General features: G+C 58.5%; 10 protein-coding genes. All 10 read left to right on the forward strand.

What is annotated here, in order from left to right:
* Window positions 1-10: 10 nt before the first annotated feature.
* The 10 genes from ACOYW2_RS29575 (at window position 11) to ACOYW2_RS29620 (ending at window position 6073) form a co-directional block, all read left to right on the forward strand.
* The gene (locus ACOYW2_RS29575; protein ID WP_482768934.1) at window positions 11-271 is read left to right on the forward strand and encodes a hypothetical protein; all 261 of its coding nucleotides are present in this window, start codon (window positions 11-13) and stop codon (window positions 269-271) included.
* Window positions 272-283: 12 nt separating this feature from the next.
* Entirely contained in the window at window positions 284-448 is a 165-nt protein-coding gene (locus ACOYW2_RS29580; RefSeq protein WP_482768935.1) for a hypothetical protein, read from the forward strand.
* Between the two features lie 114 nt (window positions 449-562).
* Window positions 563-940, forward strand: coding sequence for a hypothetical protein (locus tag ACOYW2_RS29585; RefSeq protein WP_482768936.1), 378 nt, complete (start codon window positions 563-565; stop codon window positions 938-940).
* Between the two features lie 642 nt (window positions 941-1582).
* Entirely contained in the window at window positions 1583-1882 is a 300-nt protein-coding gene (locus tag ACOYW2_RS29590; RefSeq protein WP_482768937.1) for a hypothetical protein, read from the forward strand.
* Window positions 1883-1964: 82 nt separating this feature from the next.
* Window positions 1965-3170, forward strand: a complete 1206-nt coding sequence (locus ACOYW2_RS29595) for a hypothetical protein (protein WP_482767087.1) — start codon at window positions 1965-1967, stop codon at window positions 3168-3170.
* Complete coding sequence (locus tag ACOYW2_RS29600; protein ID WP_482767086.1) at window positions 3121-3300, forward strand: hypothetical protein; 180 nt, start codon at window positions 3121-3123, stop codon at window positions 3298-3300. Before ACOYW2_RS29595 ends, ACOYW2_RS29600 begins: the two co-directional genes overlap by 50 nt.
* Before the next feature lie 66 nt (window positions 3301-3366).
* Window positions 3367-3885 carry a phage major tail tube protein gene (locus tag ACOYW2_RS29605; RefSeq protein WP_092208087.1) on the forward strand — a complete coding sequence of 173 codons (519 nt, stop codon included), beginning with the start codon at window positions 3367-3369 and terminating at the stop codon, window positions 3883-3885.
* A gap of 51 nt (window positions 3886-3936) precedes the next feature.
* A complete protein-coding gene (locus ACOYW2_RS29610; protein WP_482768938.1) occupies window positions 3937-4239 on the forward strand; it encodes a phage tail assembly protein in 303 nt (100 codons plus the stop codon).
* Window positions 4240-4349: 110 nt separating this feature from the next.
* Window positions 4350-4742: a hypothetical protein gene (locus ACOYW2_RS29615; protein WP_482768939.1), complete on the forward strand. Its 393-nt coding sequence runs from the start codon at window positions 4350-4352 to the stop codon at window positions 4740-4742.
* The gene (locus tag ACOYW2_RS29620) at window positions 4706-6073 is read left to right on the forward strand and encodes a phage tail tape measure protein (protein WP_482768940.1); all 1368 of its coding nucleotides are present in this window, start codon (window positions 4706-4708) and stop codon (window positions 6071-6073) included. The genes ACOYW2_RS29615 and ACOYW2_RS29620 overlap by 37 nt, the downstream gene beginning before the upstream one ends.
* Window positions 6074-6107: the final 34 nt, after the last annotated feature.

Here is a 6107-nt window from a genome sequence, read left to right on the forward strand (position 1 = left end):
ACCCGGAGCCGTGGGATCCTTCCTCCTGGTGCTGGTGGACTTTATCCGGGGGCTTACCCGGTCCGGCCTCACCATCTACCTGATCTGGCAGGTGCACACCACCCGCACGGAGGTCCAGGGCGTGCTGGACGGTATCGGAGCTGCGGCCCTGGATGCGGGGACGGCCCTGTCCATCTACCAGGAGGTGGTGAAGATGACCCTCTTTCTGGCATCGGCGGCAATCTCCTGGTGGTTCGGCACCCGGGCCAAAGGGTCACAGGTGAAGCCATGAATTCAGGAGCTGGTGGCACGGGACAACGCGGCCTTTGTGAACCCCGGGGAATTCGGCACAACCGTGCTCTGGAACGGCAAGCCCGTTTACGCGGATGTGGCGGACGGGGAGGTTGCGAGCACGGATCACCACGGGGTGAACATCCGCACCGAAGACCGTCACCCTGACTTCCGGTGACGTGGCCGTGCCGGTGCCGGAGGAAATTGTGGAGCTGGATGGAGAGGCCCTTCGGGTGAAGTCCGTGGAGGATGAGTTCGGGCTGTTGGAAGTGACCTTTTACAGGAATGAGTCATGAGTGTTCTTCAGGTTTCCATAAGCGACAAGGACGCGGAACGGGCGGAGATGTTTTTGACCTCCTTCGGGGGCCAGGCCCAGGGCGCCATGCGCAAGAGCCTGAACCGGGCCATCACCGGGGTGAAGATGGACGCGGCCCGGGAGGCTGGCAAGGCCTACAACATCAAGCCCGCCGACGTGAAGAAGACCTTCAGGAAGTCCAATGCATCGGGCGCGCGCCTGAAGGCCACGGCCACCTTCTCCGGCCAGCGGATACCCCTTTACCGGTTCGGCGCGCAACCGGCACGCCCCACAAAGAGGCGGCCCAAGGCAGGTGTCACCGTTCAAGTGAAGGCCACCCGCAAGGTGGTGCGCGGTGGGTTTGTGCAAATCTAAGCCCCGGCCACGTGAGCCTTTATAAACGGTCTGCCGCGCACCGGCTTCCTATTGGGGGAACTGGACCGCCCGCGAGGTCGACGCTTACAACTGGGCGTTCGGGAGAAACTCCAGGCAAGTGCGGCGGCCCGGTTCTCCAAGCCGGACGACGAAATGAACTACCCGACCACAAGTAGTGATGCCCTTTGGACTGCTCAAAGGAGTGGAGGCCATTCTGGCAGATGGCCTGAAGGAGATTCGGTTCCGGGTTCCCGGTGCCGGCGACCGACGCCGGCCGCCGCGCAAGCCAAAAACAGGGGCAGATTGATTTCCCTTACGTGATCCTTTAGGCCGTCTCCGGGACCGACGAGGACGAAGGCTCGGGAGGTGGGCGGCGAGATCCTCTCGCGGGGATCTACTGGCGGAAGGGGTAGAGGCTGGGGCGAACGTACCCGAACCTTGACCCGGTGCCGGAAGATCGTGCTCTCAAAGCGGCGCACCGAAGACGGACTGTACACCTTGAAACTTCCGGTGACCTGGGAGTGCGGAGACCCGGACGCAAAGTATTCAACCCCAGCCCCATGCGGAGGGTGAGATCACCACCCACTGGGAGACCTCGGGGATCCGGCAAACATTAACGGAAGACGTGGAGGCATGTCTCTAATGGCAGCAAAGAAAACAACATCAACGGCGGCAAAGGGCAAAAAAACGGAACAGGTGGCCTATGTGGGGCCGGAGGTTCGGCATCCGGTGCACATCAGCCGGTATCAGGTCTTTCGAAACGGCCTGCCCAAAGAGGTGGCGGCCTTTTTCAAGGAGCGGACTGAGCTGAAGCGCTTCCTGGTTCCGGTGGAGGCCCTTGCCCCGGCCATGGCCGACCTCAACAACCCTGAATCCCTTCCGGCCCGGGATACGCCGAAGCCAAAGGAGCCAGTAATCATGACATACAGACACGGTGTTTAAACGACGCATCGGCAGATGCCCATGTCGATCACGCCGCCCCGGAGGGTTTCAGCGTCGTTGCCGGTGGTGGTGGGCACGCCCTGTGCACCTGGCCAAGGGCGGGGCAGGGCCGGTGAACAAGGTGACCATGGTCTATACCTACGCAGAGGCCGTGGAGCTGCTGGGCTATTCCGATGCCTGGGAGAAGTACACGCTTTGTGAGTTCATCTATTCCCACTTTGTCCTGTTCGCCCTGGCCCCCATTGTCTTCATCAACGTCTTTGACCCGGCGGTTCACAAGGCCGATGTGGCCGAAGGCGCGGCCACCTTTGCCGATGACGAGATCAAGCTGGACCACGGGGACCTCCTGGGACCGGTGGTGGTGACCTCTTCGGACAAGTCCACCACCTACGTGGAGAACACCGACTATGAGGTGGACCGGGTTGCCGGGACCATCAAGCGCATCCCTACCGGCTCAATCAAGGCAGGGGCCACCGTCAATCGAACTTACACCTATGCGGATCCGTCCAAGGTGACGGCGGCGGATATCGTGGGCGGGGTGGACGCAGAGACCGGTGCCCTCACCGGCCTGGAGCTGGTGAACGAGGTGTTCCCCAAGTATCGCCTGGTGCCCGGGCTCATCGTGGCCCCGGGCTGGTCTTCGGCCTCCACGGTGTCGGCGGTGATGACGGCCAAGGCCAAAACCATCAACGGGCTGTTCTCCTGCAAGGCGATTATCGACATCGATGACGCCACCGTGACCCGGTACAGCGACGCCCCGGAATACAAGAACCAGAACAACCTCACCGACCCGGCCCAGGTGGTCTGCTGGCCCAGGGTGAAGCTGGGAGGGAAGACCTTTCACATGTCTACCCAGCTTGCCGGGCTCATGGCCAAGGTGGACGCGGACAACGAGGATATCCCCTACGCTTCGCCTTCGAACCACAACTTTCAGATGGACGCCATGGTGGCAAACGGGAAGGAGGTGTGGCTTCAGCCGGAGCAGGCGAATTATTTGAACGGTAACGGCATCGTGACGGCCCTGAACTTTATTCGGCGGGTGGAAGTGCTGGGGCAACCGGACGGCCTGCTACCCGGCCAACACCGACCCCAAGGATTCCTGGATCTCGGTGAGCCGGATGTTCACCTGGGTGGGCAACACCCTGATCCTGAGCCACTGGTCCAGGGTGGACGCCCCTGCAAAACGGCGGCTCATCGAGACCATCCGGGATTCTGCCCAGATGTGGCTGGACGGGCTGGTGTCCCGGCAGTTTCTCCTGGGCGCGCGGGTGGAGTTTCAGGCCGATGAAAACGCGGTGACGGACATGATGGATGGGATCTCCCGTTTCCATGTCTACATGACGCCGCCTTCACCCGCCCGGGAGATCGACTTCATCCAGGAGTACGACCCGGCCTACTTTTCAACCCTTTTCGCTTAATTTTCGCTTAACAGGTTTTCGGATGTCTACGCGTAGACATCCTTAAAACCATACAGGAGTGCGCGCATGAATACCCCTGAAGTATTGACCAACTTTCGCCTCTATTACGGCGGCGCCAAGGACATGATGGGCGTGGTGGACGTCACCGTGCCGGACATCGAGCCCCTGAACGCCTCCCTCAAAGGGGCAGGCATCCTGGGTGAGATCTCGGTTCCCATCCTCGGGCACATTGGGGCCATGGCCATGACCATCAACTTTCGGACCATCAGCCAGGACGTGAACCTCTTCAACATGCCCGTTCCCCACGTGGTGGACCTGCGCGGGGCCATGCAGGTCCAGGACACGGCAAGCGGCGTGCGGAAGGTGATGCCCGTACGGATCTCCGGCCAGGGATCCACCAAAAAGACCAGCTTCGGCAAGTTTGCCGTGGGGGAGGGTAACGACTCCAGCGTGGAGCTGGAACTCACCCGCTTTAACCTCATGATCGACGGGATGGAAAGCATCCTCATCGACAAGCTCAACAACCTTTACACGGTGAACGGTGTGGACTGCCTGTCCGACGTGAACAAGGCCCTGGGGCTGTAACGATCAAACCGATGTCTACGCGTAGACATTTTTCAAAAAGGAAAAACCAAGATGGAAATCAAGCTGAAAAAAGCCATCACCTTTGAAGGCAAAGAGATCAACAACAACCTGGACCTGGAGGGGCTCACGGGGGAGGACATGGCGCAGGCGGAGCGGGAGTACCTTGCCATGGGGGGCCAGATGACGAGCCTTACCTTGAGCCATGCCTACTGCCATTGCCTTGCGGCCCGTGCGGCGGATCTTTCCGTTGAAACCATCCGGTCCATGTCCGCCAGGGACAGCACGAATATTGCCATGGAGGTGCAGCTTTTTTTGCACGGTATGGAAGACCAAGTGCCCGGCAGATCCGCTTAGCGTGCCTGGACATGGGCAAGGTAACCCGGACGGGAGTGGCATTCTTTTACCAGATGCCCTTCCCGGAGCTTTTTGAATGGATCACGGATTTCAATGAGAAGGCGTAGGCGATGGGATCACGGGTATATGACATAGCGTTCAAGCTGAACGGTTCGGTGGCTCCAACGTTCAAGGGCTCGATGCTCAGTGCGTCCCAGACGGTGGGCGCACTGGGGCAGAAGATCAGCCAGCTTGAAAAATCCAAGGCCAAGGTGGATCGGTTTGGCACGTTGAAAAAGGAGATCCAGGAGACGGAGCGAGGCTTTGAAGCCCAGAACGAGAGCAAGGCCCTTGCCGCTCAGCTGGCCGCCACGGCAAAGCCCACCAAGAAGCTTCAGAGCCAGTTTGATGCGGCGAACCGAAAAGCAAAAAAACTGAAAACGTCACTGGGGGAGCAGAGGACCTCCCTTTCCAGCTTCGGCGGGAGATGGCCTCTACCGGAATCAAGACGGGGCAGCTGGTGATGCACAACCAGAAGCTGGCCCAGTCCATCGACCTTGCCCGGCGCAAGCAGGACAAGCTTCAGAAGCTCATGATGAAACAGAAGGCCGTGAAGGACAAACGCGCCAACATGCAGGGCCAGCTGTTTGACGCTGTGGCCCTGGGAGCAACGGTGGCGGCTCCTGTCATGATTGCGGCCAATTTTGAACAAAGCATGGCTAAGGTGAAATCCCTTACCGGAGCCACCGGCAAAGACTTCCAGGCCTTGACGGCAAAAGCGAGGGAACTTGGATCAACGACCTCCTTCTCAGCCAGTGAAGCAGCTCAGGGCATGTCATATCTGGGCATGGCTGGTTTTGATAGTCAGCAAATCATCTCTGCTATGCCGGGCGTGCTTAACATGGCCAAGGCCGGTGCCGTAGAGCTTGGCGTCGCATCAGATATTGCGTCAGATATCATGTCCGGTTTTGGCTTAGAGGCCTCTGAGATGGACCGTGTTTCCAACGTCCTCACCCGGACCTTCACCAGTTCCAACACCTCCCTGGAGATGCTGGGCGAGACTATGAAGTATGTAGCGCCTGTTGCGGCGAAAGCTGGCATGTCCCTTGAAGAGACCTCCGCTATGGCCGGACTCCTTGCCAACGTTGGGATCAAAGGAAGCATGGGGGGCACCACCTTAAAAAGTATGGTTTTGGGGCTTTCCGCGCCGTCAACCGCAGCACTAAGTACACTCCAGGAGTTGGGTGTCCAGGCCACAAACATGGAAGGTAATCTTCGGAAGCCTGCACAAATTTTAGCTGATCTATCCGAATCACTAAACGGTATGGGTAATGCCGAGAAGTTGGATGTAATCAGTACCATATTTGGCAAGGAACCGGCGTCTGGTTTAACGGAACTGCTCTCTCAGGCAGGGAAAAAGGGCATCACCGAATACACAAAAAAAGTGAAAGACGGAGAAGTTACCGCCCAGTCCATTGCCGATATCATGGACAACACAACCGTCGGAGCTCTTAAAAACTTTGGTTCTGCATCAGAAAGCCTCGCCATAACTTTTGGAAACACCCTGACACCTGCCATCTCAGGTGCGGCTCAATCCCTTGCCTTTATTGCACGCAAGCTTACTGCCGCATCAGAAAAGTACCCAACAGTCACGAAAGTAGCGGGGATGCTGACAGGCGGTACCATTGCCTTGACTGCTGCAACAGTTGCCGCAGGGTATGCTTGGACTTTTGTGTCTGGAGGGCTGTTAAGGGCAAAGACGGCCTATCAGCTCATCAACAAACATCTCACACTATCAAAAATGAAAACCATAGCCCTGGCGGGAGTTCAAAAGGCAGCGGCCATCGGCACCTAGCAATACGTAACTGAACGAAGCAACAGGCACATAA

The sequence above is a fragment of the Desulfoluna sp. CLI2B genome, from assembly GCF_056847375.1.

Coding starts and splice junctions, on each gene's coding strand:
- ACOYW2_RS29610 (WP_482768938.1), top strand. CDS start 3,937: ATGGAAATCAAGCTGAAAAAAGCCATCACCTTTGAAGGCAAAGAGATC.
- ACOYW2_RS29615 (WP_482768939.1), top strand. CDS start 4,350: ATGGGATCACGGGTATATGACATAGCGTTCAAGCTGAACGGTTCGGTG.
- ACOYW2_RS29590 (WP_482768937.1), top strand. CDS start 1,583: ATGGCAGCAAAGAAAACAACATCAACGGCGGCAAAGGGCAAAAAAACG.
- ACOYW2_RS29585 (WP_482768936.1), top strand. CDS start 563: ATGAGTGTTCTTCAGGTTTCCATAAGCGACAAGGACGCGGAACGGGCG.
- ACOYW2_RS29605 (WP_092208087.1), top strand. CDS start 3,367: ATGAATACCCCTGAAGTATTGACCAACTTTCGCCTCTATTACGGCGGC.
- ACOYW2_RS29620 (WP_482768940.1), top strand. CDS start 4,706: ATGGCCTCTACCGGAATCAAGACGGGGCAGCTGGTGATGCACAACCAG.